Below are 19,482 nucleotides of genomic sequence, written 5' to 3'. Positions count from 1 at the left end.
AGCCAGCGCCGACAGGACCGACAGACGAAATAGTAAATTAAAGTTCCGCTATTTACATAATTACAGGGGTTGGTCCGCGGGTATGCGGCAGGCTGGGTGATTTCATTAAAATAAATGTTGCACTAAGGAAACATTATTGTATATAATAAAAATATAGTCTGGTGGGAAAGAAAAGTTGTCGAGACCAACAAATGAGGTCTAAGACAACTTTAGGCACCATATAGATCAAGACATAATACCATGAAAAGAGTAGGAGTGAGTTACTTTGAAAACGGACCATACAATGCTTAACAGCAAGGGGCTGCCGTCTTCATTGAAGCGGTTCATCATGACGATCATCTTTCTGGGGATCGCGGCCATGGCCGCAGCATGCGGAAACACGGCAAGTCCGACAAATTCGGCGGGCAACGAAGTCATCAAAGTGACGGCGACGATTGGCATGATCAGCGATATCGTGAAGCAGGTCGGCGGCGAGCACGTAGAGGTGACCGGATTGATGAAACCCGGCGTCGATCCTCACTTGTACAAAGCGTCCCAAGGCGACATTCGCAAGCTGGAGGACGCCCAGATCATTTTCTACAACGGGTTGCATCTGGAAGGCAAAATGACGGAAATCTTCGAGAACATGGAGAAGCAAAAAACGACGGTAGCTGTGACCAAAAACATTCCGGAATCAAGTTTGCACCTGGTGGACGACGGCTCCGGCTCGCATGACCCGCACGTTTGGTTCGACGTCAAGCTGTGGATCAGCGCAACTGAGACGGTGCAAACCGAGCTGGCGAAGTTCGACCCGGCGCATGCGGATGACTATAAGAAAAATGCGGACGCTTATATCGCCCAGTTAAAGGAGCTCGATGAGTACGCAGCGAAGCAAATCGCTTCCATCCCGGAAGGACAGCGGGTGCTCGTGACGGCGCATGACGCCTTCGGCTATTTCGGCAAAGCATACGGAATTAAAGTGATGGGCTTGCAGGGCATCAGCACCGCGTCCGAATACGGCTCCAAGGATGTCAGCGACCTGCGCGATTTCCTCGTGACGAATAAGATCAAAGCGGTGTTCGTCGAATCGAGCGTGCCGAAGAAATCGATCGAGGCGGTCATTCAGGGCGCGGCGAAGCAAGGGCATGACGTGAAGATCGGCGGGGAGCTGTTCTCCGACGCGATGGGTGAGGAAGGAACGCCGGAAGGCACGTACCTCGGCATGGTGCGGCACAATGTGGATACCATCGTTAAGGCGTTGAAATAATCTTTGGGCTGCTTGGTTAAAGATGAAGCAGGAATTGGGAGAAGGAGTGAGATTCCATGGTTAAACAAGAGATTGTATCCCCCTTATCGGTGCAAGGGCTGACCGTTGCCTATCAGAAGAAGCCGGTGCTGCGAGACGTCACGTTCACGGTGCCCGAAGGCAAGCTCATCGGCATTATCGGGCCGAACGGCGCGGGCAAATCGACCTTGATCAAGGCTGCGCTGGGCTTGATTCCGCGTGTGACAGGCGAGGTGACGATTTTCGGCAAGCCGTATGAGCAGCAGCGCAAGGCTATCGGGTATGTGCCTCAACGGGAGTCGGTAGACTGGGACTTCCCGACGAGCGCGCTCGACGTTGTCATGATGGGCCGTTACGGCCATCTGGGCTGGTTCAAGCGGCCGGGCGCCAGAGAACGGGAGATGGCGATGGATTGTCTGGAGAAGGTCGGCATGGCCGATTTCGCCGGCCGTCAAATCAGTCAGCTGTCGGGCGGACAGCAGCAGCGCATCTTCCTTGCCCGGGCGCTTGCACAGGATGCGCGGCTGTATTTCATGGATGAACCGTTCGTCGGGGTCGATGCGGCGACGGAGAAAGCGATCATTACACTGTTGAACGAGTTGAAAAAGCAGGGCAAAACAGTGCTGGTCGTTCACCACGACCTGGCAACGGTGAAGGAATATTTCGACTGGATTATGCTGCTTAACGTCGAGCTCATGGGCATCGGGCCGACGGATGATTGGTTTACGAAAGACAACTTACAAAAGACGTACGGCGGACGACTCGCGCTGCTTCACAGCGATGAAGACGCCGTGATCGTCAGCTCGAGGTGATCGCGATGTTCGCGTATTTATTCGATATGCTGCGCGATCCGAACGCGCAGTGGATTCTGCTCGGCAGCATGCTGCTCGGCTTGAGCAGCGGAGTGCTCGGCAGCTTCGCCTACTTGCGCAAGCAAAGCCTGATGGGCGACGCGCTGGCGCACGCCGCACTGCCGGGCGTCTGCATCGCCTTCATGCTGACCGGCTCGAAGTCCATCTTCTTCTTCCTGATCGGCGCCGCGGCGGCAGGGCTCATCGCGACGTTCGGGATCGGTTACGTGACGAGGCATTCCCGGATTAAACAGGATTCGGCGCTGGGCATCGTGCTGTCGGTATTTTTTGGCGTCGGGATCGTGCTCTTAACGAAAATTCAACACGGCGGGAGCGGCAATCAGAGCGGGCTCGACAAGTTTTTGTTCGGGCAGGCGGCTTCGATGGTGCTCTCCGATGTTATTACGATGGCGGTAGTCGCCTTAATCCTCGTCATCCTATGCGGGCTGCTCTTCAAAGAATTCAAGCTGCTCAGCTTCGACCCGGGGTTTGCCAAAGGGATCGGTTTGCCGGTCGCGGCGCTCGACCAGTTTATGATGTTCCTGATCGTCGTCGCCGTCGTTGTCGGCATTCAAGCGGTCGGCGTCGTGCTCATGTCGGCGCTGTTGATCACTCCGGCCGTCTCGGCCCGCTACTGGACCGAGAAGCTCGGCGTGATGGTCGTCCTGTCCGGCATCTTCGGCGCAATCAGCGGCTTTGTCGGCACGCTCGTCAGCGGCCTCGGCAGCAACCTGCCGACCGGTCCGCTCAGCGTGCTCGCGGCCACGGCGCTCTTCATCGTTTCCGTGCTGTTCGCGCCTAAGAGAGGGCTCGCGGCCAAGGTGCTGGAACGGCTGGCGGTGAAGCGCACCGTTCTGCGCGACATGCAGCGCCAAGTGCAAGTTCAGAGTGTACGGCAGCCGGCGCACGGCACAGGGGAGGAGGGGGGACTATGAACGACTTCTGGATTATACTGACAGCCTCGCTCGTTGCTTGTTCGTGCAGTCTGCTCGGCTGTTTTCTCGTCCTGCGGCGGATGGCGATGATCGGCGACGCGATCAGCCACTCCGTGCTGCCGGGGATCGTCATCGCCTTCTTAATCAGCGGCTCGCGCGACTCCTTCTTCATGATGCTGGGCGCTTCGGTGATCGGTCTGCTGACCGTTTTCCTGATTCAATGGTTCAACCAGAGCGGCGTCCAGTCCGATGCGTCCATCGGCGTCGTATTCACAGCGTTGTTCGCTTTGGGGGTTCTGCTCGTCAGCGTGTTCACCCGCCAAGTTGACCTGGACCTTGACTGCGTCTTGTACGGGGAGATCATTCAAGTGCCGTGGGAGACCATTCAGGCGTTCGGTATCGATATCGGACCGAAGGCGGTCTGGGCGCTCGGCCTCGTGCTGACGGTCAGCTTGCTCGTGATCGGATTGTTCTATAAGCAATTTAAAATTTGCGCGTTCGACCCGGCCATGGCGGCAGCGGTAGGCATTCCCGTCGCGCTGTTCCACTACTTGCTGATGGGGCTGGTCTCCGTTACGACGGTTGCCTCGTTCGAGAGCGTCGGGGCGATCCTCGTCGTCGGCATGCTGGTCGTCCCGGCGGCGACGGCGTACCTGTTGACTGAGAAACTCAGCCTCATGATCGTGTACAGCATGATCGTCGGCGTGCTTAGCGCGGTGCTCGGCTACGGGATGGCAACGCTGCTCGACGCTTCGATCGCGGGCTGCATGATTACGGTTGCCGGCGTCTTGTTCGTCGCGGCGTTCCTGCTGTCCCCGTCGCACGGTATCGTCTGGCGCAAGCTGAAACAGCGCACCCCGTCGAAACGGCTTGCCGCGTAAGCGAAGCGCAGATGGCAAAGAAAAAGCATCCTGAACCGGACCTTGGAAGGAAGGCGTACACCCGCCGCCCAAGGTTCGGATCGGATGTTTTTTTTGTGGGCGCATCGGAGGGCCCGAAGCTGCCGCCAGGGGACAACCGATTTCCAGATAACCGCGAAACTATGCTATACTGTTATATCGGACATTTTTTTCGCGGATTGTGATACGCGGTAAGAGGAGGACTTTAGACGAATGTGCGGAATTACCGGCGTTATGTATTTTGAAGACCGTGAGCCGTCTCCCGAATTATTGAAGAGCATGACGGATTGCATCGTGCATCGGGGACCGGACGATATTGGATTTTGGAGCGATAACCGGATCGGATTGGGCTTTCGCCGCTTGTCGATCATCGATTTGAAGGAAGGGCATCAACCGCTCGCCAACGAAGACGATACCGTTTGGATCGCATTTAACGGCGAGATTTATAATTATAAGTATTTGCGGGATTCGCTGCAGAGCAAGGGGCATCAGTTCAAGACGCATACGGATACGGAAGTCATCGTCCATCTTTATGAGGAATACGGCGAAGCCTGCGTGGAGAAGCTGCGCGGGATGTTCGGTTTTGTCATTTGGGACCGGCGTAAAAGGCTGCTGTTCGGGGCGCGCGACCATTTCGGCATCAAACCGTTTTATTACTATCACGACGGCTCGCGGTTTTTGTTCGGCTCGGAAATCAAGAGCTTGCTGGCTGCCGGCGTGGAGCGTTCGATTCATCGCGAGAGCCTGCTGAACTACTTGACGTTCCAATATGTGCCGGAGCCGGATACGATGTTTGACGGCATCCGCAAGCTGCCGCCGGGCCACACCGTAACGGTGACCTACGACGGGCAAATGTCGATCCGCCAGTACTGGGATCCGATGCTCGCGCCGGAGGAACGCTCGTTCGAGGACTGTGTGGAGCAAATCCGCTCGACGCTTCAGGATTCGGTCATCCATCATATGCAGAGCGACGTGGAGCGGGGCTGTTTCTTGTCCAGCGGCATCGATTCGACGGCCATCGCGACGCTGATGCGTTCGATCGAGCCGATCCGCACGTTCTCCGTCGGTTTTGAGGGTGCCAACAACGAAACGGTGATCGCCCGTCAGACGGCGAATGCGATCGATACGGAGCATTACGATAAAATCATTACGGAAGCCGATTATTTCGCGACACTGCCCAAAGCGGTGTGGCATCAGGACGAGCCGGTTGCCGATCCTTCGGCGATTGCGCTGTATCACGTGGCTCAGCTTGCGCGCGAGCATGTGACCGTCGTGCTGTCGGGTGAAGGCGCTGACGAGCTGTTCGGCGGTTACCGGATCTATAACGAGCCGAACTCGCTGGCCCCGATCGAACGGCTGCCGCATGGCGTGAAACGGATGCTGCACGCGTTGGCGCGGGTGCTGCCGGAGGGCTTCAAGGGCCGCAACTACTTGCTGCGCGGGACAACGCCGCTCGAGCAGCGTTTCCTCGGCAACGCGAAAATTTTCACCGAGGAGATGAAGGCCGACATCGTTCGCACCGATCGCGAGCTGCTGCGCTCTTACCGCAATCCGCTTGAGGTAGCGAAAGTATTTTATGACAGAAGCAAGCATCTTGATCCGGTGTCGCGGATGCAGTACATCGACATGAACCTGTGGCTGCCGGGCGATATTCTGATGAAGGCGGACAAAATGACGATGGCCCACTCGCTCGAGCTGCGCGTACCGTTCCTGGACGTGGAGCTGTATGAGGTGGCGCGCCGTATACCCGCCAAGTACCGGATTGCGCAGGGGACGACGAAATACGTGTTCCGTAAGGCGATGGAGGGGATCATCCCCGACTTTATTTTGAACCGGCCGAAGCTCGGGTTTCCGGTGCCGATGCGCGATTGGATGAAGGGTCCGCGGGGGCAGCAAATCGTGGAGCAGATCGAGGGCAGCGGCATTGAAGAGTACATTCGTCTGGACACCGTGCGTTCCATGCTGAACGCGCACCGCAGCGGACAAGGGGACTACGCCCGCCGCATTTGGACGATCTACATGTTCGCGCTTTGGCATACGACATATATAAACGAACAGAAGCAGCCTTCGCTCGCTTATGCGCTGTAAGGAAGGACGATCTGGGATAAAGGAGAGGTACGAATGAGTCGATACCGGATGATTGCACTCGACATGGACGGCACCATGCTGACGGAGGAGAAGACGATTTCAGCCGAAACCCGCGCGGCCATACTCGCGGCCGAAGATGCGGGAATCAAGGTGGTGTTCGCGACCGGACGCGGGATCCAGAATGCGCTGCCGTACGCGGTGGAGCTCGGCTTGACCTCTCCGCTCGTCACCGTCAACGGAGGCGAGGTCTGGAAGGCGCCGGGCGAGCTGCTCGAGCGGCACCCGATGCAGGCGGATGAAGTGCGCCGCATGCACCAGCTGGCGATTCAGTACGATCCCTGGTACTGGGCGTACAGCGTCGGCGATGTGTTTAATAAGGAGACGTGGGACGGGGTCGGCGATATCGATGCGCGGACGTGGCTGAAGTTCGGCTATTATACGGAGAATCTCGAGGTGCTGGGTACGATCCGGCAGCAGCTGGAATCGTGGGACCTGTTCGAGATCACCAATTCGCACCCGTGCAATATCGAGATGAACCCGAAGGGCGTCAATAAAGCGAGCGGCCTGCGCCGGTTGTGCGAGCTTTACGGCTTCGACATGTCGCAGGTGATTGCGATGGGCGACAGCTTGAACGACGTGTCGATGATCCGCGAAGCGGGTCTTGGCGTCGCTATGGGCAATGCGCAGGACGAAGTGAAGAAGCTCGCCGACACCGTCACGCTTACGAACGAGGAGCACGGAGTCGCACGCATCATCCGCGAATATGCATTGGGCGGTAACGCCGGCATTTAAGCGGGCGTCGCCGGGCTTTACAAGAAAGCGTAGCGAAAGGAGTGAGGCTGCATGGTGCTGGCAGCTTGGTCGATTATCGTCCTCTTGTTCGTCATCGGCATGGCCGGCGCGGTGTACCCGATACTGCCGGGGGCGCTGGCCATCTACGGAGCGTTCTTCGTATACGGGTTTATGCTCGGCTTCGAACCGTTCGGCTTCTGGTTCTGGCTGATCCAGACGTCCATCGTGGCCGTGCTCATGATTGCCGATTATCTCGTGAACGCGCTTGGCGTCAAGAAGTTCGGCGGCAACCGCGCCTCTGTGATCGGCAGCACGATCGGCCTGATTGCAGGACCGTTCGTCATTCCGGGAGTCGGGCTCATTGTAGGACCGTTTCTCGGGGCCGTCCTCGGCGAGCTGATCGTCGGCACCCCTTGGAAGCAGGCGCTGCGTGCCGGAGTCGGGGCGTTGGTCGGCTTTTTCTCCAGCCTGGTAGTCAAATTCGGCTTTCAGCTGCTGATGATCGCGCTGTTCGTCGTTTGGGTCGTGCGCTATGCGTAAGTACGGCCAGAACCGGGGCCATAGCGCCGTTGTTCACCGTCGTTCCGTTATTGAAATAAGGCACTTTGGAAGAAGACCGCCGGAGCTTGGTTCGGGCGGTTTTTCTTCGGTTGATAAGGGAGAAGGGAAACGCCTGTGTCTAAAGTCGGAAAAGATTCGCTAGTCAAAGGTACGCTTATATTAACGTTAGCCGCATTGGTGGCGCGGGCGCTCGGCGTCGTGCAGCGCATTCCGCTCGTTTACCTGCTCGGCGATATCGGCATGGCGGCATACGGAATCGCCTTCAATTTGTACTCCGTGCTGCTCGTTGTGGCAACGGCCGGTATTCCGAGCGCGCTGAGCAAAATGATCTCCGAGCGCACCTCGCTCGGACGCCACGAGGAGGCCAACCGGATTTACAAGGCGGCCTTGCTGTTCGCCCTGGCGGCGGGCGTCGTGATGACCGTACTGATGTATGCCGCCGCGCCTTACTTCGCGGAAAGCATCGTCAACCCGCAGGCGGCGCTGCCGATTCGCGCGATTGCGCCGGCGCTGCTGCTGTTCCCGCTGATTGCCATCATGCGCGGTTATTTTCAAGGCCGCCGGATGATGATGCCGAACGGCATTTCGCAAATTATCGAACAAATATTCCGCGTCGCCACCTCGGTGGCGCTGGCGTATTTGCTGCTCGGCCACAGCCTGGACGCCGCTGTCGCCGGCGCTTCGTTCGGCGGCGTGATGGGCAGTATCGCGGCGGCGGCCGTGATGCTGTATTACGCGCTCCGGCTGAAGCGCAGCGACCGCAGCGAGCGAATGGCCGTTGTGCCGGCCGCTCAGGCGGCAGCGGAATCGGGCGCGAACGCGGCGGCGGCCGCCTCGGCGTCAGCGCCGCTTGCGTTCCGCGCGATCTACGGCCAGCTGTTCAAGCTGTCGGTACCGATCGTCATCTTCTCGATGACGGTGACGCTCATCTATACGATCGATTCTTCGATCGTGACGCTGCTGTTGAAGGACCGGTTCGGGGAGGAGCCGGCCCGTGAAATACTCGGGATCTTAACCGGACGGGCCCAGTCGCTTGCCGGCATCCCGATCATTCTGGCCGTCGCGCTCAGCCAATCGATCGTCCCGATCATCTCGGCGGCTTACTCGCAGAAGGACATGAAGCAGGTGTCCGAGCAGACGGCCAAGGTGCTTCAGCTTTCGCTGCTCTCCGGCCTGCCGATGGTGCTGCTGATCGCGCTTGCCGCCCGCCCGCTGAACGGCTTCATATTCGGCAATGTGACGGGATCGGAGATCGTGGAGACGTATGCCGGTCCGGTCATTGCCATGCTGACGGTAACCGCCATCTTCCAAATTGTCATGCAGACGTCCGGCGCGGTACTGATGGGCATGGGGCGGATGAGGACGCTTGTGCTCGCGGTGATCGTCGGCATCGCCGCCAAACTCGCCGTCAGCTTTGCGCTTGCGCCGCTTTTCGGCATCTACGGCATTATCGCGGCGACGGCGCTTTGCTTTATCATCATGACGGCGATCATTGTCCGCGTGCTTCGCCAGAACGTGAGCTTCCGCATCTTCGGCGGAAAGCGCTGGATCGGGCTGATCGGCTCAACGGCGCTAATCGCAGTCATCGGCATCCTGCTCGATCAAGCGTGCCGCCTCTACGTGACACCGTTCGCCTCGGTTCGGCTCAACGATATGGTGCAGTCGATCGTCATCTGCGCGATCGTCGGCGCAGCCTATCCGCTGCTGCTGTTTGCGACGCGCGTCCTGAGGCTGCAAGATTTGCAGCAGGCGCCAGGTCCGCTGCGCAAGCTGGCGGGTCCGCTGCTGTCGCGGTTAGACCGGTCGAAGAAGCGGCAAGGCGGCTCGTAAAGCCTGAGTAAAACCTGAGTAAAACCGCTAAGCTAGAACGGCATATACCCCAATCCACGCCTGCTCGAAAGAGGGTGAAGGATTGGGGTATTGGTGTTGGGCGAACGGTGCCCAGCCTGCGCGCCGCTTCTCAAACAAGCAAGTCCCCCGCGAGCACGGTCATCTCGATCTTCTTCAACCCGAAGCCGTTTGCCTGCGTCATCTCGAACGAGAACGGCGCCGGGATGCTGCTTAAATAACCGAGCACGGCGATATCCGTGAACCAGTCTCCGGGCTCCGTGGGGGCGATCGGCCGGTCCGGCCACGCCTCCGCGAGACCCGGACTGTACAGGGGCGCGGCTCCTGGCTTTAGCCGCAGGCCGTCCAGCTTCTCCTGCAGCTGTCCGCGCTTCACCGGCGGACCGTGCCGCACCGACGCGAACAGCTGCGGCCAATAATCCGCGCGCGACCCTGTGTGCCGCCGCTCGCAGGCAAAGCGCACGGCCCCCTCGTGCACGGCCGGAATGCCGAACAAGATCGCGTACAGCGATTTGCCCACCTCGATACGCTCCCGCAAGCTGCTGAAGCTTTCCAGGATCAGGCCGGCCAACCGGCAATCGGCTGCATACCGGTACGGGAACACAACCTGGTTCAGCTGCAGCAGCGACTGTGCCTGGAAGAAGAACGTATCGACCACTTGCTGCAGGAACGAAGCGTTGCGCACGACCCGCTCCTCGATATGCTGCTGCTCGTTGATAATGAGTCCGACCGTCAAGAGAGCGGACTCCCGCCGTTCCCAGAAATGCTCCCACAACGGGCGCATGAAGCGCGATACCCCGAAGGCGGGGAGCAGGTGAAACAGCGGCCTGCGATGCCTTAGGCTGGCCTCATATAGCAGCAGCTGCGGATAAGCGTCGCGAAAAATAAGCGCGTTCGCCCGTTCCAGGAATCGGAACACCCACTCCCGCTGATCTTCGCTTAACAGGTAGGGGAGAAACTCGCCGCGAAGATCGGTCATGCTCCAGCCTCCGTTGCGCGACACCATATGCGCGAGGAATGCCCAGTGCAGCTCCGGGTGCTCGCGGTACATCCTCAGGTAGGCGGTCGTCCGCGTCAAGTTGTTCCGGTTATGCGCATCGCGCTCCGCGGCCAGGCGCGCCGTCAGCTGCCGCTCCCACGGGCTGACGGCGGCTTCGTCCCAGGCCTCGGCCGAGGCGGCCCCGTCCTTGCCCGCAAGCGACAGCTTCCAGGCATAGCGCCGCTTCAAAGCGTCGAGCGAAGGCCGGTTCAGCTCGATCCGGTGGGCGGCCGCGAGCAGCGGCTCCTCGTGCTGCACGCTGTGCGCCTTGCCTTTGAACCAATGCCAAAGCTCATGAGGCAGATCGGCCAGCTTATGCAGCAGATCGGTTCCGCTCCAGCGGTATTTATCACGATTCATCCCGTTCCTCCTTTCCTGTCGATGGGAAATTGTTACAATTTGTATATTTTCGCAGGCGAGTGCAACGTTTCCAAATAAAAAGCGTATAAAATGTAGCACGGCCCCGAACTTATTTACATATTTCAGGAGGTAAGAATGAAGAAGAAACATTGGAGCGCCAAACTAAGTCTCATGCTGATCGCCCTTGTGATCGTACTGGCCGGTTGTCAACCGGTAGGCTCGGTCGACGTCAGCAAAGTCATGTCCAACCTGTTTACCGTTAAATCTTCGGAAGGCGCATCAAGTGTAACCTTGGAGCTGACAGCGGATCCCGCCGCATCCATAACGCCGGAAGAGAAGCGCGCGATCGAGCTGTTGAACGGCTTCAAGGTAGAAGTTACCGAGATGAAGCAGCAAAGCCCGACCGAGCTTTCCGCGAAAGGCTCGCTCGCTTACGCGAACGTGAAAATTCCGTTTCACCTGGTCTTATCCGACATGATCTATACGATTCAAATCGAAGGCGCGAAGAAGCCGATCGTCATTGGCAACAGCGCCGCAATAGGCGCAGGTTCCGCTCTTCCGACGACGCCGGAACTGCAGAAGCAGATCGAGCAGCTCGGTCAGAAGGCCGTAGAGGCGATGCCGAAGTTCAGCTCGTTCTTCACGAGCAACTTCCCGAACCCGAAGACGATCTCCGCGGAGGCAGCGAACGTAACCGTGAACGGAGAAGCGCTGCAGCTGCAGAAGCTTCACGTTGAGTTGAAGGGCAGCGAGCTGGTCGGGCTGATCAAGGGTTTCCTGACCAATGTTCTGAAAGATGAGGAAGGCCTTAAGCAATTTATCGCCGCGCTGTATGATGTATATGCGCCGTTCTTGAAGGAAATGGTCAAAGCCGGCAGTGCGAACGCCGAAGGCGACACAGGCGCGCTCGATTCGATCATGCCTTTCCTGGAGAATAAAACATTAGCTGTCGAATTCATCTATACGTTCCTGAAAAGCAATTTGGAACAAGTCGTAGCGAGCTTTGATCAATCGCTGAACAGCTTGCCTAAGAACGAAGACGGCATGTCGATACAGGACTTGCTGAACGACAACCAATCGTTGACGATGGATCTGTATGTAGACGCGGAGAACGTAACCCGCAAGTCGACAAGCGTATTGCTGCTCACGCTGCCGGATTCGGCCAAGCATGGACTCAAGTCGATTAAAGTGACCTCCAGCGGCGAAGTATGGAACGTCAACAAACCGGTGACGATCGATCCTATCGATACAACCGGCGGAGTCGTGGAGTGGATGAACAAATCCGGACGCCTGACCTCGAGCAAGCTCGTCGCCTCGCTCGATCCGAAGTCGGACCTCTACAAGCTGTTGAAGGACGAACTGAACATCACGAAGAAAGAAGTAAATCTGACCGTCTCTTCCGAAGACAGCATCATTCCAGGCCTGACGCCGTTCAACGATCAAGGGACCGTGATGGTTCCGGCGCGCTTCGTCGCCGAGCAGCTCGACGCCGACGTCGAATGGGATGCGGCCAAGCAGCAAGTCACGATCACTGACCCGCTTAGCGGCAACGTAACCGTTCTGACGATCAACAGCACGCAGGCAAGCGTGAACGGACAGTTGCAAACGCTGGAGAAAGCCGCAGTTATCGTCGACGGCTCAACGTACATTCCGGTGCGTTTCGTTGCGGAGAGCATGAACGCTAAGGTTGGCTGGACGCAAGAAACGCAAACGGTCGGCATCGTCCGCGAATAACGAGCTTTACCCGTTACATTTTCCCAATATGGGGACCAACATGCATAAGCCCCCGAACGTTATCCGCCAAGGATCGTTCGGGGGCTTTGCCGCATGCGCGGGGGCAAGCGCTTTATTCGGTTGTCGGGTTGTCGTCTGCGCTGGAGGCCGGCTCTTTCGGAGCTGAGGCGGGCGGGCGCGGCGATAGGTGTCTTCCGGCTCGGGAAGCCGCGTCCCGCAGCAAATATTCGATGTGGCTGTTTACGCTGCGGAATTCGTCCGCGGCCCATCGCTCAAGCACCTCGTATAACTTCGGATCCAGCCGCAGAGGGAAATTTTTCTTCGCGGCCATAACGGACTGCGCCTTCTAGTACAAGCTTCCCGTATTGATGACGGGATTGGCGGAACGATCGGATACGATGGCGACGAGCAGGTTGTTGATCATCGCGGCTTTGCGTTCCTCGTCGAGCTCGATGACGCCCTCTCGCTGAAGCTGGGAGATAGCGAGCTGCACCATGCCGACCGCGCCTTCCACAATCTTCGAGCGGGCGGCGATAATAGCGGCCGCTTGCTGGCGCTGCAGCATCGCGCTGGCGATTTCGGTAGAGTACGCCAGATGCGTCAGACGCGCCTCCATCACTTCCACGCCGGCAACGGACAGCCGTTCCTGCAGCTCGCGGGCCAGTTCCGCAGCGACTTCGTCGGAATTGCCCCGCAGCGAGTAGCCGCCGTCTTCGAACGTGTCGTACGGATATTTGTTAGCCACGTGACGGAGCGCCGTCTCGCTTTGAATTTCCACGAACTGCTCATAATTGTCGACGTCGAATGACGCTTTCGCCGAATCGACGACGCGGAAGACGACGACGGCGGCGATTTCGATCGGGTTGCCTTCGATATCGTTGACTTTCAGCTTGGCGCTGTTGAAGTTGCGAACCCGCAAGGACACTTTCTTCCGAACGGAGAACGGGATGGTCATCCAGATGCCGCTTCGGCGAATCGTACCGGAGTAGCTGCCGAAGAAGGTGACGACCATCGCTTGATTCGGCTGGACGATCGTCAAGGACGAAAGCAGCGCGATGGAGAACAGAGCAAGCACAATGGCGAGAGCCGGCCATTCTTTATCGATGAGCAGCAGCGTGCCGATCACATCGACGGCAACGAGCCCAAGCAAACCGACGAATCCGTTAATCACCCAAGGTTTTTTTTCCTGCATGAACAAACACTCCTTTTCGTCATTCATTTAAATATTGTTTTGATACTGTTATGATATCACTTTTAGGAATTAATGTAAATCCCTGAATAATGGATACTCTTTTCTCGTCCAGAAAGGCACCCCGGCTCATTGACAGACGCCTTGTCGAATGCTATAAGTGGGGTAAGTTCCATTTCTGATATTAAGAATAGGCGGTGTTTCCTATGGAGAAAGTGACGACTGAACAGCGATTTCAAGAAATCATCGGCGGTTCCAAACCGACCGTTGCCGTTTTTAAAGCCACATGGTGCAAGGACTGCCATTTCATCGAACCATTCATGCCGGAAGTTGAAGAAGCTTACGCCGACCGGCTGCAATTTATCCACGTGGACCGCGATGAGATGCCGGACTTGTGCAGCGAGCTGAATATTTTAGGCATTCCGAGCTTTATCGCTTTCAGGAACGGCCAGGAGCTGATCCGCTTTGTGAGCAAGCTGCGCAAAACGCGGGAAGAAATCGAACAGTTTCTGGATCGCGCGGTTGAAGTTGCGAATACGCTCGCTCCCTAACCGACGGATGGAGAATGCCCGGGACGGATCGCTTCCGCCTGGGCTTTTCTTCTTTCATCGCTTTGTAACAATTCCGCGTGGAATTGCCCCCTGATTATCGTTATAATGTTAATGAAACGTTCGTCGGTGTCCGATTATGTCGAGAAATAACGAACAAGAAGCGGGTGAAAGCGGATGAAGATGGAGCGAAGAATGAAGGCTTTATCATTGGCCAGTATGCTCGGCATGTTCTTGATTCTGGTCATGGGCGCGTTAGTGACCAAGACGGAATCCGGGCGAGGCTGCGGAGACGATTGGCCGTTATGCAACGGCAAATTCGTTCCGGCCTATACAATCGAATCTTTTATTGAATACAGTCACCGGTTTGTTGTCGGCGTCGTCGGGATCATTTTGCTCGCGACAACGATTCTTGTGTTTTTATACAGCAAGCGCAAGGACGCCAAGTGGTATGTCGGCGGCGCGATGTTCTTCACGCTGCTGCAGGCGGTTCTTGGAGCGCTTGCCGTCTTGTGGCCGCAATCGTCGGCCGTGCTCGCGCTGCATTTCGGATTTTCGCTGATGTCTTTCGCGTTTACGCTGCTCTTGTATTTGGTCTTTACCAAATACGGCGAAGCGATGCACCGCGGAGACGGTACGCGTCTAAGCCGGGGCGTCCGGATGTCGGTCTGGTTCGTGCTGATTTACAGCTATGTGGTCGTTTATTTGGGCGCATTCGTCCGCCATACGGAGTCGGTCGGCGGTTGTATCGGCTGGCCGCTCTGCAACGGTCAGGTGATCCCGGAATTTACCGGATCGACGGGCATCGTATTTGCTCACCGGGTGGCGGCGGCGGTGCTCGGTCTCGTCATCTTGGCGCTGTTCCTGTTCGTCCGTTCTCAAGCACAGCCGGACAGCAGCGTTTACCAAGCGGCCAAGCTGTCGCTGATCTTCGTCACGCTGCAAATTGCAAGCGGCGCGTTCGTCACGCTGTCGATCGGGTACGAAATTTACTTGCTGGCCAGCTTGCTGCATGCCGTGCTGATCTCCTGTTTATTCGGAATCCTCTGTTACTTCGGCATTACTTCCCTCCATACGGAGGAGCACAACGTTCAGGCTTACGCAGCTCCAAGGCTGCCGTAAGCCTTCTTCTTCATCTACATACTTAGAAAGTGAAGGGAGCAAGGCACACGCATGCGATTTTCCAACCTGCGCGCTTTTTTGGAGGCGCTTCGCCAAGAGAATCAACTGAAGGTGATTTCGGCACCGGTCGACCCGAATCTGGAGCTCGCGGAAATTCACCGCCGCGTCATTGAAGAGGAAGGGCCCGCCCTGCTGTTCACGCATGTAAAAGGAGCCTCCTTTCCCGTCGTTACAAACTTGTTCGGGACGAGCCGCCGCGTTGATCTCGCGTTCGGTCCGCGTCCGGAGCAGTTGATGAAGCAAATTGTCGGCGCGATGGATACGCTGCTGCCGCCGACGCCGAAGGCGCTGTGGGAGCAGCGTCAGCTTATTCTCGATTTGCTCAAAATCGGCACCAAAGGCGTCGGCCGGGAGGCTGCGCCGATCCTGCAGCATTGCCGCACCGAAGCGCCTCTTGCCGGCTTGCCGGTTCTGACGTCATGGCAGGAGGACGGCGGTCCGTTCGTGACGCTGCCGCTTGTATACACGGAGCATCCGGTTACGAAGCACCATAACCTCGGCATGTACCGGATGCAGGTGTACGATCCGCAGACGACGGGCATGCACTGGCAAATCCATAAAGGCGGAGGCTTCCATTACCATGAAGCCGAGCTGCGTAACGAACCGCTGCCGGTTACGGTGTTCCTGGGCGGCCCGCCGGCCTTGATCGCCTCGGCGATCGCGCCCGTGCCCGAGCATCTGCCGGAGCTGCTGCTCACTTCGCTGATGCTCGGCCAGAAGCTGCCGCTTGTGGACAATCCGCGGGGCGGACACCGGCTGATCGCTGAGGCCGAGTTCGCCATCGTCGGCAAGGTGGCGCCCCATGTGCGCCGGCCGGAAGGTCCGTTCGGCGATCACTTCGGCTATTACTCGCTTGTGCACGATTTCCCGGTCTTCGATGTGAGCCATGTATGGCACCGCAAGGACGCCATCTACCCGGCTACGATCGTCGGCAAGCCGCGGCAGGAAGACTATTACCTCGGCGAATATTTGCAGCGCCTGCTGGCGCCGGCGTTCCCGATGGCGATGCCCGGCGTGAAGGAACTGTGGGCGTACGCGGAAACCGGCGTGCATCCGCTGGCTGCCGCCATCGTGCGCGAAAGCTACAGCCGCGAGGCGCTGGCGACGGCGTTCCGCATCTTCGGGGAAGGCCAGCTGACGCTGACCAAGTTCCTGATCGTGACCAATCAGCACGTCGATCTAAGCAACTTCCCGCAGCTGCTGGAAACGGTGCTGGAACGATTCGATCCGGCCACGGATCTGTTCATCTTCAATCACACGGCGCACGATACGCTTGATTATACCGGCGACCGGCTCAATCACGGCAGCAAAGCGGTGCTGCTCGGCGTCGGCGAGCCGAAGCGCAAGCTGCCCGCCGTCTACGAAAGCGGGCAGCTGCCGGGCATTCACAGCGCGGTTCCATACTGCCGCGGCTGTTTAGTCGTCGCCGGCGCTTCGTTCGCGGACGACCCCGAGCTGGCCGCCCGCCTCGTTCGCGACGCCGGCGAGCAGCTGCGCGATTGGCCGCTCGTCGTGCTCGTCGACGACACGGCGATCGCCTCCGGGCAAACGCCATTCCTGTGGACGGTGTTTACCCGGTTCAATCCGGCGGCGGATATGTATGCCGACGCCGAGCTGAGACGGCACCATATCGGGTACCGGGTGCCGATCGTCATCGACGCCCGGATGAAGCCGGGCTATCCGGACGAGCTGTTCCCGCGCGAAGATATCGTTGAATTGGTTGACTCGCGGTGGAACGAATATTTTGCTTAAGCCAAATCAACGACGAGGCCGGGAGAGATCCCGGCCTCGTCGTTTTTCAATTCGGCTCGCTGCTTTAATCCGTTCCATCAAGCCCGTTCGATGGTTTTCAGCCTAATCATGGGGTATAATAATAGTTATATCTTACGCGATGATGGAGATAAAACCATGTTGAGAGCTTTATTCGGCGAACCGCCGCGCAAGGACGAAGGGCTTCTGCTGGAAGCCAATCAAGCCATACGCAACTATTTGCAAGTCCTCTCGCGCATCCCCGGTGACCGGCAGACACCGCATGAGCGGCGCTTCGTCATCTGGAGCGAAAACTTCCTGCGTGCGCTGGACGAGCTGGAGCAGAGCGAGTATGCCGCGATTCTGTACGGAAGCCGGGTCAATTCGGATTACGTCGATCAGATGCAGCCCGGGGAGACGGACGAGTACCATCGTCATCTGTACTATTACCGCAACGCGCTGATCCGCCTGTTTGCCATTCTCGATAAACTCGGACATTTTCTGAACGAACGATTTGTACTGCAGACCGAGCGCGTCAAATCCCGTTTTTCCTATTTTACCGTACTCCGCAATATGCATCAGAACGGGCTGCACACGGATTTGGAGCAGCAGTTGTATGAGCTAAAGATAAAGTATAAAGAACCGGTCGACCGTCTGCGCAACAAGCGCAACATGGAGATTCATACGATTAACGCCGATCTGCTCGACGATTTGATGAAAGCGGAGGAGAGCAGACGCGGAGAACGGCTGCGTCCCGAGACGGAAGAGATCAAAGCCAATCTTGACGATCTGCGCGAAGGCTGCGAAATGGCCATGAAAGCCGTAACGACCGCATTCCGTTACATTGCCAGGCATCCGGCCGCGACTGCAGCGCCAAAGTCTGCGCCTACTTCCAGAGCGGGCGGACGGCGCGCCGGGCGTTGAAATCGCATCCCGCCATCCACTATACTTGAGGAAGAACTGGAAGCGGGGAGGAACGGAGCATGCAGCCTATGCGGAAAACCGCACTCATTACCGGAAGCGCCAAGGGACTTGGCAAGATGACCGCGCTTCTGCTTGCTGAGCAAGGCGTCGACCTGCTCGTCAACTACGTCAACAGTGCGCAGGAAGCCGAGGAGCTGTGCGCGCGAATTCGCAGCCTGGGCGTAGAAGGTTACGCCGTTCAAGGGGACGTAGCAAAGCCTGCGGACCGGGAACGTCTTGTCTCGGAAGCCGTCAACCGCTTCGGCAAAATTGACATTCTGATCAACAACGCCGGTCCGTTCATTCGCGAGCGCCGCTTGTTTCGGGATTACGACGCATCGGAGATCGAAGGATTGATGCAGGGGAATTTGCTCGGCGTCATGCATCTGGACCATCTGGTTCTGCCGATGATGCGGCAGCGTCAATGGGGGCGCATCATCCACTTCGGCTTCGGTCACGCCTCGGAGGCGCGAGGCTGGCCGCACCGAGCCGTATACGCCGCTGCCAAGGTAGGCCTCGTCTCGTTCACGAAGACGATCGCCGTCGAAGAAGCGGCCAGCGGCATTACGGTCAATATGATATGCCCGGGGGATATTCGCGGCGCGAACAAGGAGCGGACGATCGACGAAGTGGAGCATCTGCATGACGACGAATCGCCTAGGGGGCGTCCGGGAACCGGAGAAGACATCGCCCGCGTAATCGCCTTCTTGTGCGAGGAACGGTCGGACTTCTTAACCGGCAACATTATCGACGTCTCTGGGGGGCTTGATCCGATACGAGCGATCGTCGGCAGCGGCGCGAAGACGAAAGCGAGCGCAGAGGCGGGTACGAACGCCTGAAAGGCAAGAAAGGGCCGACCCCCGGAGGGTCGACCCTTTCTTGCTTGGCAAGTGCAATTAGAACACCTGTATAACCTCTTGCACGCCTTCCACTTCTTCAAGCAGCGCGCGCTCGATGCCGGCTTTCAACGTAATCGTCGAGCTCGGGCAGCTTCCGCATGCACCCATCAATCTTAGCTTAACGATGCCATCTTCCACGTCTACGAGTTCCACGTCACCGCCGTCGCGCTGCAGGAATGGACGAAGTTTATCTAAAACTTCAAGCACTTCGTCATACATAGTGCTTTGCTGCGTACTCTCACTCATTTGCATCATCTCCCTTCTATCCTTTATTATATTACAATCGTTTGAAAATTAAAATGGCTATAAGGTGGGGAAGCGTCCATGAGACCGATCATAGAATTTTGCACAAACAATATGCATCACGGCACAGATAAGCTGATGAAGGCGCTGGAAAGCAACCCCGAGTACGACGTGATCGAGTATGGCTGTCTGGGGAATTGCGGCGAGTGTTACTTGTTCCCGTTCGCCCTGGTGAACGGCGAGATCGTCGCAGCCGAGACGGCCGAAGGATTAGACGAAGCGATTCAAGCGAAAATAAAAGAGATCGAAGCGATGTTCGATCTCTTAGGGGAATAAAA

At 57.6% G+C, this 19,482-nt stretch carries 19 protein-coding genes; 15 read left to right on the top strand and 4 right to left on the bottom strand.

Annotated features, from left to right (window positions below):
• The first annotated feature begins 358 nt into the window (after window positions 1-358).
• The 8 genes from PVA01S_RS02555 to PVA01S_RS02520 all read left to right on the top strand — a co-directional run bounded on the left by PVA01S_RS02555 (window position 359) and on the right by PVA01S_RS02520 (window position 9,220).
• Window positions 359-1,246 carry a metal ABC transporter solute-binding protein, Zn/Mn family gene (locus PVA01S_RS02555; protein ID WP_230876093.1) on the top strand — a complete coding sequence of 296 codons (888 nt, stop codon included), beginning with the start codon at window positions 359-361 and terminating at the stop codon, window positions 1,244-1,246.
• Between the two features lie 56 nt (window positions 1,247-1,302).
• The gene (locus PVA01S_RS02550; RefSeq protein WP_127604925.1) at window positions 1,303-2,076 is read left to right on the top strand and encodes a metal ABC transporter ATP-binding protein; all 774 of its coding nucleotides are present in this window, start codon (window positions 1,303-1,305) and stop codon (window positions 2,074-2,076) included.
• Window positions 2,077-2,081: 5 nt separating this feature from the next.
• Window positions 2,082-3,050: a metal ABC transporter permease gene (locus PVA01S_RS02545; protein WP_127604923.1), complete on the top strand. Its 969-nt coding sequence runs from the start codon at window positions 2,082-2,084 to the stop codon at window positions 3,048-3,050.
• Entirely contained in the window at window positions 3,047-3,931 is an 885-nt protein-coding gene (locus tag PVA01S_RS02540) for a metal ABC transporter permease (RefSeq protein ID WP_127604921.1), read from the top strand. The genes PVA01S_RS02545 and PVA01S_RS02540 overlap by 4 nt, the downstream gene beginning before the upstream one ends.
• A 231-nt stretch (window positions 3,932-4,162) precedes the next feature.
• A complete protein-coding gene (asnB, locus tag PVA01S_RS02535; RefSeq protein WP_127604919.1) occupies window positions 4,163-6,037 on the top strand; it encodes an asparagine synthase (glutamine-hydrolyzing) in 1,875 nt (624 codons plus the stop codon).
• A 33-nt stretch (window positions 6,038-6,070) separates the two neighbouring features.
• Window positions 6,071-6,829, top strand: coding sequence for a Cof-type HAD-IIB family hydrolase (locus PVA01S_RS02530; RefSeq protein ID WP_054796360.1), 759 nt, complete (start codon window positions 6,071-6,073; stop codon window positions 6,827-6,829).
• A gap of 51 nt (window positions 6,830-6,880) precedes the next feature.
• On the top strand, window positions 6,881-7,369 hold the full coding sequence (locus PVA01S_RS02525; protein ID WP_127604917.1) for a DUF456 domain-containing protein: 489 nt from the start codon (window positions 6,881-6,883) through the stop codon (window positions 7,367-7,369).
• A 135-nt stretch (window positions 7,370-7,504) separates the two neighbouring features.
• Window positions 7,505-9,220, top strand: coding sequence for a putative polysaccharide biosynthesis protein (locus PVA01S_RS02520; protein WP_127604915.1), 1,716 nt, complete (start codon window positions 7,505-7,507; stop codon window positions 9,218-9,220).
• Between the two features lie 130 nt (window positions 9,221-9,350).
• Here the strand turns inward: PVA01S_RS02520 and PVA01S_RS02515 are convergent, their stop codons facing one another.
• The gene (locus PVA01S_RS02515) at window positions 9,351-10,637 is read right to left on the bottom strand and encodes a DUF2515 family protein (protein ID WP_127604913.1); all 1,287 of its coding nucleotides are present in this window, start codon (window positions 10,635-10,637) and stop codon (window positions 9,351-9,353) included.
• Window positions 10,638-10,772: 135 nt separating this feature from the next.
• Here PVA01S_RS02515 and PVA01S_RS02510 point away from each other — a divergent pair, with 135 nt between their 5' ends.
• Window positions 10,773-12,371, top strand: coding sequence for a copper amine oxidase N-terminal domain-containing protein (locus PVA01S_RS02510; protein WP_127604911.1), 1,599 nt, complete (start codon window positions 10,773-10,775; stop codon window positions 12,369-12,371).
• Between the two features lie 112 nt (window positions 12,372-12,483).
• Here the strand turns inward: PVA01S_RS02510 and PVA01S_RS02505 are convergent, their stop codons facing one another.
• Both PVA01S_RS02505 and PVA01S_RS02500 read right to left on the bottom strand, forming a co-directional pair.
• Window positions 12,484-12,702, bottom strand: coding sequence for a type II toxin-antitoxin system antitoxin (locus tag PVA01S_RS02505; RefSeq protein WP_127604909.1), 219 nt, complete (start codon window positions 12,700-12,702; stop codon window positions 12,484-12,486).
• Between the two features lie 15 nt (window positions 12,703-12,717).
• Window positions 12,718-13,563 (bottom strand): SPFH domain-containing protein, encoded by an 846-nt coding sequence (locus PVA01S_RS02500; protein ID WP_127604907.1) that lies wholly within the window; start codon window positions 13,561-13,563, stop codon window positions 12,718-12,720.
• Between the two features lie 203 nt (window positions 13,564-13,766).
• On the opposite strand from PVA01S_RS02500, the gene PVA01S_RS02495 reads away from it, so the two are divergent.
• The 5 genes from PVA01S_RS02495 (at window position 13,767) to PVA01S_RS02475 (ending at window position 18,841) form a co-directional block, all read left to right on the top strand.
• The gene (locus tag PVA01S_RS02495) at window positions 13,767-14,111 is read left to right on the top strand and encodes a thioredoxin family protein (protein ID WP_054798606.1); all 345 of its coding nucleotides are present in this window, start codon (window positions 13,767-13,769) and stop codon (window positions 14,109-14,111) included.
• Window positions 14,112-14,303: 192 nt separating this feature from the next.
• Window positions 14,304-15,230 (top strand): COX15/CtaA family protein, encoded by a 927-nt coding sequence (locus PVA01S_RS02490; protein WP_230876078.1) that lies wholly within the window; start codon window positions 14,304-14,306, stop codon window positions 15,228-15,230.
• A 51-nt stretch (window positions 15,231-15,281) separates the two neighbouring features.
• Window positions 15,282-17,042 (top strand): UbiD family decarboxylase, encoded by a 1,761-nt coding sequence (locus PVA01S_RS02485; RefSeq protein ID WP_127604903.1) that lies wholly within the window; start codon window positions 15,282-15,284, stop codon window positions 17,040-17,042.
• Window positions 17,043-17,198: 156 nt separating this feature from the next.
• Window positions 17,199-17,963, top strand: coding sequence for a Cthe_2314 family HEPN domain-containing protein (locus PVA01S_RS02480; protein ID WP_127604901.1), 765 nt, complete (start codon window positions 17,199-17,201; stop codon window positions 17,961-17,963).
• Between the two features lie 59 nt (window positions 17,964-18,022).
• Window positions 18,023-18,841: an SDR family oxidoreductase gene (locus PVA01S_RS02475; RefSeq protein ID WP_054799176.1), complete on the top strand. Its 819-nt coding sequence runs from the start codon at window positions 18,023-18,025 to the stop codon at window positions 18,839-18,841.
• 57 nt (window positions 18,842-18,898) lie between these two features.
• Here PVA01S_RS02475 and PVA01S_RS02470 read toward each other — a convergent pair whose 3' ends face one another.
• Window positions 18,899-19,147: a NifU family protein gene (locus tag PVA01S_RS02470; RefSeq protein ID WP_127604899.1), complete on the bottom strand. Its 249-nt coding sequence runs from the start codon at window positions 19,145-19,147 to the stop codon at window positions 18,899-18,901.
• A 78-nt stretch (window positions 19,148-19,225) separates the two neighbouring features.
• On the opposite strand from PVA01S_RS02470, the gene PVA01S_RS02465 reads away from it, so the two are divergent.
• On the top strand, window positions 19,226-19,480 hold the full coding sequence (locus PVA01S_RS02465) for a YuzB family protein (protein WP_054797780.1): 255 nt from the start codon (window positions 19,226-19,228) through the stop codon (window positions 19,478-19,480).
• The last annotated feature ends 2 nt before the right edge of the window (window positions 19,481-19,482 follow it).

The organism is Paenibacillus validus NBRC 15382, from assembly GCF_004000985.1.
In the GTDB taxonomy this organism is placed as follows: domain Bacteria; phylum Bacillota; class Bacilli; order Paenibacillales; family NBRC-103111; genus Paenibacillus_G; species Paenibacillus_G validus.
This window is presented reverse-complemented; position numbering and strand designations above follow the sequence as displayed.